Source organism: Brachyspira catarrhinii (assembly GCF_005518285.1).
Taxonomy (GTDB): Bacteria; Spirochaetota; Brachyspiria; order Brachyspirales; family Brachyspiraceae; genus Brachyspira; species Brachyspira catarrhinii.
The window spans coordinates 1-4,200 of the sequence record NZ_SJDU01000202.1; the positions used below are offsets into that span (position 1 = coordinate 1).

General features: G+C 34.2%; 4 protein-coding genes. All 4 read left to right on the forward strand.

Annotated features, from left to right (window positions below; genetic code table 11):
• Positions 1–881: PLP-dependent cysteine synthase family protein (locus tag EZH24_RS07955; RefSeq protein WP_137998588.1), on the forward strand; the 881-nt coding region annotated here is incomplete at its 5' end.
• A 25-nt stretch (positions 882–906) separates the two neighbouring features.
• Positions 907–1,620 carry a serine O-acetyltransferase EpsC gene (epsC, locus tag EZH24_RS07960; RefSeq protein ID WP_137998589.1) on the forward strand — a complete coding sequence of 238 codons (714 nt, stop codon included), beginning with the start codon at positions 907–909 and terminating at the stop codon, positions 1,618–1,620.
• A 94-nt stretch (positions 1,621–1,714) separates the two neighbouring features.
• Positions 1,715–2,215, forward strand: a complete 501-nt coding sequence (gene msrA / locus EZH24_RS07965; RefSeq protein WP_236847118.1) for a peptide-methionine (S)-S-oxide reductase MsrA — start codon at positions 1,715–1,717, stop codon at positions 2,213–2,215.
• A gap of 112 nt (positions 2,216–2,327) precedes the next feature.
• Positions 2,328–3,938, forward strand: coding sequence for a peptide ABC transporter substrate-binding protein (locus EZH24_RS07970; RefSeq protein ID WP_137998593.1), 1,611 nt, complete (start codon positions 2,328–2,330; stop codon positions 3,936–3,938).
• The last annotated feature ends 262 nt before the right edge of the window (positions 3,939–4,200 follow it).

Here is a 4,200-nt window from a genome sequence, read left to right on the forward strand (position 1 = left end):
GAAATACTCCCATTGTCCGACTCGAAAAAATAGAGAAAAAGTTTAATCTAAACGAGAGAATTAAACTTTTTGGAAAAGTGGAAAAAAACAATCCGATAGGTTCGGTTAAAGACAGACCCGTTAAACAAATGCTACTCGATTTATTTGAAAGCGGCAAATTGAAAGAAGGTTCTACGATAATCGAGCCGACTTCTGGAAACACGGGAATCGCGATGGCGGCTATAGGCTCTTATTTAAAACTTAATGTAATAATAGTTATGCCGTCTTCTATGTCGCAAGAGAGAAGAAAGCTTATAAAAGATTACGGCGCTAAACTCGAACTTGTTGACGGAGGAATGAGCGTTGCGGTTGAAAGAGCGAATCAATTAAATAAAGAGATAAAAGATTCGGTTATTCCTGGGCAGTTCGTAAATCAATCGAATGTTAAGTCTCATTATAATTATACCGCTCCCGAAATATTTAAAGATATTCCCGATATTGATTATATAGTCGCTGGAATAGGAACGGGAGGAACCGCGACTGGAATCGGCAAATATATTTTGGACAATAACAAACAGGCAAAAGTAGTCGGAGTAGAGCCAGAATCTTCTCCTTTGCTCACGAAAGGAAAAGCGTCTCCTCATAAAATTCAAGGAATAGGAGCGAATTTTATTCCCGAAATTTTAGACCAAAAAGTTATAAGCGAGATAATAGATGTTTCTGACGATAACGCCATAAATACCGCGAAAGATATTTGCCTAACGGAAGGTTTGCTTGTCGGAATATCTTCTGGAGCGAGCGTTTACGGAGCGATTGAATTAAGCAAGAAAATAGAAGTTAATAAAGATATAAAAATACTTTCCATTTTGCCAGATACGGGCGAAAGATATACTTGGAGTTAATTTTTATATTTTTTGTTTTGATTTTATGAGATTAAAAACTTTTAAAGAATTACCTAATAAAAAAGATATTAAAGATATCGTAAAGTTTATTAGAGATTATATTTTCCCCGATTTTTTTAGGAAGTCGGGGAAGATTAATAATGTTAAAAGAAATATATCAAAACTTTATTTAAAAATAGTTTCTAAAAATTCCAATTTGGAATATTTTATAAAACGGTTGGACGAAATTAAAATTATCTTAAAAAAGGATTTAGAATTCTTTTTCGACTCGGACCCAGCTTGCAAATCTTACGAAGAAATTATTTTAACTTACCCAGGTTTTAGGGCGATATTTCATTATAGAGTATCTCATATATTTTATAATCAAAAAGAATATTTGACGGCGAGAATAATATCTGAATACGCTCATTCAAAAACGGGAATAGATATTCACCCTGGAGCGAAAATAGGGGAATATTTTTTTATCGACCATGGAACGGGAATAGTAATCGGCGAAACGACTATTATCGGACATCATGTAAAAATATATCAAGGCGTCACTTTAGGGGCTTTGTCTCTAAAAAACGGAAGAGGATTGGAAAACGAAAAAAGACATCCAACGGTTTGCGATAATGTTACGATTTACGCCAACGCTTCTATTTTCGGCGGAACTACGGTAATAGGCTCGAACGCTATAATAGGAGCGAATTGCATTGTGCTGGAATCGGTTAAAGAAAACGAGAGAGTTGTTTTGAGTTAGAATTTTATTTATGAAGAAATTATTAATTTTTTTGACGGCGATTATTATTTTACTTTTTGCATATAGCAATAATTATTACATTAAGGAAAAGAAAATGAACGATATACCTAAAAATGCAAAATACTGCTACTTTGCTTCGGGCTGTTTCTGGGGGACGGAATATTGGTTCGAGCAAGCGGACGGAGTATTCGAAGCGGTTAGCGGATATTCTGGCGGACATAAAGCAAACCCTACATATATGGAAGTTTGCACGGGACTGACGGGACATTTGGAAACGGTAAAAGTCGGATACGATGCCGATAAAACTACTTACGAAGATTTGGTTAGATTATTTTTTGAAACTCACAATTTTACTCAAAAAAATGGGCAAGGACCCGATATTGGCTCTCAATATTTATCCGCAATTTTTTATCAAAATGAAGAGGAAAAATCGGTAGCAGAAAAGTATATAAATATTTTGAAAGAAAAAGGCTACGATGTCGCCACAACTTTAAGAGAATATAAAAATTTTTACGAAGCGGAAGATTATCATCAAGATTATTATTTCAAAAAAGGCTCAATTCCTTATTGTCATTTTTATAATAAGATTTTTTGAGTTAAAAAATTATATTTACAAACTTTAATTTGCGATTGTTTAATATATTGACATACATTATTAAACCTATATAATATATCCAATTAAAATTTCAAATTAAAAGGATTTCAAAATGAAGAAAACAATTTTATCAATCATTTTTTCTGTTGCGTTTATTTTATGCTTTATCTCATGCGGAGAAAACGCGGCGAATAATAAAGTTATAACGATTAACGCGGGACCTCAGCCAAAAACTATAGACCCGAGTTTGAATACCGCTTTGGACGGATGCTATTATGTTATTCATGCATTCGAAGGTTTGACTACAAAAGATAAAAACGGAAATATAGTCGGCGGAGTTGCGGAAAGTTGGGAAGAGTTTGACGATGGCGCAAGATATATATTCCATTTAAGAACAAACGCGAAATGGAGCGATGGCAAACCCGTTTTGGCGGAAGATTTCGTTTATACTTGGAGAAGAGTCGTGGACCCTTTGGTTGGAAGTCAATATAGTTTTCAACATGAACCCGTAAAAAATGCGAAAGATATTACCGCTGGAAAATTGCCCGTTGAAAGTTTGGGAATAAACGCTATAGACGATTATACTTTGGAAGTAGTTTTGGAAGCTCCAACTGCTTACTTTTTGGATTTGGTCGCGTTCCCTACTTTTTATCCCGTTAGAAGAGATATTATAGAAGAATACGGAGATAATTGGAGTTTAAATCCTCAAACTTATATAGGAAACGGACCTTTTGTAACCACAGAAATAAATCAGGATGAAAGTATTATAATGATTAAAAATACAAATTATTGGAATGTCGATTTCGTTGTAGCCGAAGAGTTAAGATTTATTTTAATGCAAAATGAAAATTCTTCGGTTGCGGGAATCAAAGACGGTTCTATAGATTTTGCTCGAGTAGTTCCGACTCAAGATATACCGAATTTAAAAGAAGAAGGATTATTGCAAATAAAACCTATGCTTGCATCTTATTTTTATTGTTTTAATGTTACAAACGAAGTATTGAGAGATGTAAGAGTCCGCAAGGCGCTCGCTTTGGCTATAGACAGAAATTATATAGTCGAACAGGTAATGAAAGGAGGGGAAACTCCCGCCAACGCTTTCGTTCCTTTTGGAATAAGAGACGCCGATGTTAAAGAAAGTTTTAGAGAAATCGGGGGAGGATTTTTCGATATAAGCCCAGAAAATTATCAGAATAATATTGAAGAAGCTAAAAGATTAATGGCGGAAGCGGGCTATCCCGATGGAAAAGGTTTTCCCGTTTTTGAATTCAAAGCCGACCCTGGTTTTCATATAGCGATATTCGAAGCCGTTCAACAAATGTGGAAAGAAAATTTGGGAATAGACACAAAAATAGTTCAAGAAGAATGGGCTGTATTCTTGCAAACTAGATACGATAAAAATCTTACTATGGCAAGAGGCGGATGGTTTGGAGATTTTAACGACCCAATAAATTTCTTATCTTTATATACGAGTTATTCCCCAAATAATTATAGTTCTTACAGCAACGCTCAATATGACGCTTATATTCAAACGGCATTGACTACGGGAAATCAAAAAGTGAGAATGGAGGCTATGCATAAAGCGGAAGAATTGCTTGTAAACAGTTTCGCTATAGTTCCGATTTATTTTTATACCGAGCCTTTGCTCGTAAATCCAAAATTAAGAGATGTTTATTATGACGCTTTGGCTATGCATAAATTCGTTTATTCTTATAAAGAGTAGAATTTAAATTTTATAAATAAAATTTTTAATAAAATAAGGCGTATATATTTTATATATGCCTTTTTTATTTTTAATTAAAAAACAGCGCCTCTCGTTCGCAACACACGAAAGACGCCGAATTATAGTGAAAAATTTTAAGAAAGATTCAACTTTAATCAAACATTGTCAACCTTTACTTTAGCCTTTTTATTGTCATTGCGAGTGAAACGAAGCAATCCACACTTTATAGATTGCTTCAATAGTTTTCACTATTTCGCAATGA